At 61.0% G+C, this 1,008-nt stretch carries 2 protein-coding genes; one reads left to right on the top strand and one right to left on the bottom strand.

Annotation, left to right across the window (positions count from 1 at the left end):
* A partial coding sequence (locus tag A2J03_RS19135) for a carboxyl transferase domain-containing protein (RefSeq protein ID WP_331712383.1) occupies nucleotides 1-236 on the bottom strand: 236 nt, incomplete at its 3' end.
* Between the two features lie 108 nt (nucleotides 237-344).
* Here A2J03_RS19135 and A2J03_RS19130 point away from each other — a divergent pair.
* Nucleotides 345-773, top strand: coding sequence for a hypothetical protein (locus A2J03_RS19130; RefSeq protein WP_068377110.1), 429 nt, complete (start codon nucleotides 345-347; stop codon nucleotides 771-773).
* Nucleotides 774-1,008: the final 235 nt, after the last annotated feature.

Genomic DNA, 1,008 nt, shown 5'->3' with positions numbered 1-1,008 from the left:
CTGCGGTGACGGGCCAGGGCATCCATCTCCACGAAGGACCCGTCGTCGAGCAGTGCCGTGATCCGTTCGCGAGCGGTCAGCTTGCCCTTGGCACGCACCTTGTCCACGGCAGCCTCACCGGAGGGAACCATGGCTTGCGCCATACGTTTCCGGAGGTCAGCGAGCTTGCCCGCCGTCGTATGGATGTCGAAATTTTCGGGTTTGTCACGCGCATTCAGGTCTCGGACGCTCGTCATTTGCATGATTGTTGCAAACTTGGACGTCCAATAGAAGTACTCCCAACTAATTGTGAGATAGTCCTCAGCGGTGACACTCCCCTAGGATGGCCGGCGGGGAGGCACACTGTGACCACGCTGGGCATCGACACCAAGATTCTGCTGCTGTTGTCTGGACTGATCCTGCTCTGGGCGCTCGCGCTGGGAGTGTGGAAGTTCCGGCAGATGATGGCATCGCCGACGGCTCTGGCCCATCCGTACGTCGACATCGCGCATCGAGCGGCACTGATGTACTCGTTCGCGACGCTGGTACTCGCAGCTCTGGCCGCGTTCTCCGGTTTTCCGACGGTGGTGAACCTCGTCGCCGGACTGCTCGTCACACTCTTCTTCGTCGCGGCCATCGTCAGCTACATGGTCCACGGGATCCGGCAGGACACGGACAACCAGTTCGAGAATCCGGTGCACGGGACAGAGGCGTTCATGTGGGCGCTGATCGTCGCCGAGATCGGTGGTACTGCGGTGCTCGTCGTCGGATTCGTTGTGGGGCAGTTCTTCTGACCGCTTGAATGGTCCATCCATACGATCAGATGGAGCGGAAGTGGACATTCAAGCGCAATGAGGGACGCCCCGGATCACCCCACATGCACGTTCGGCCTCCGCTCGATGTCCGGCTCCGCGCGCCGAAGTACCTCACGCGTGACGGGCGCAACCTCGCCGACGCCGATCAACAGGAACCTCAGCAGGTTCGCCACCGGATTTCCCTCGGACCATTCGAAGTAGGCATCGGGCTTTA

Source organism: Rhodococcus sp. EPR-157 (assembly GCF_001647195.1).
Lineage (GTDB): Bacteria > Actinomycetota > Actinomycetes > Mycobacteriales > Mycobacteriaceae > Rhodococcoides.
Note: the sequence above shows the minus strand (reverse complement) of the source record. Positions and strands in the feature narration are given on the sequence as shown.